General features: G+C 80.0%; 1 pseudogene. It reads left to right on the top strand.

The features are described from left to right. Positions 1-220 (top strand): annotated as a pseudogene (locus ACTVAJ_RS30315) (ABC transporter ATP-binding protein); the annotation flags it as partial.

Here is a 220-nt window from a genome sequence, read left to right as displayed (position 1 = left end):
AGGTGTCCCGGGCCCAGCGGCGGGCGGCCGACCGCGCCGACCGCGCCGCCAGGGAGAGGGGCGGGACGGCCGCCGAGGCGGCGGCCGCGGCCCGGGCGGCGGAGCGGGAGGGCCGACCCGCCGAAGCCGTCGAACCGGCCGGTGCGGAGCGTGAACTCCTCGCCAGGGTGGAGGATGTGGCGCAGTGCTTCAAGGTCCGTGGTGGGCTGTGGGGTCGGGC

The organism is Nocardiopsis sp. KDC1DS13DA1 (assembly GCF_055632325.1).
This window is presented reverse-complemented; position numbering and strand designations above follow the sequence as displayed.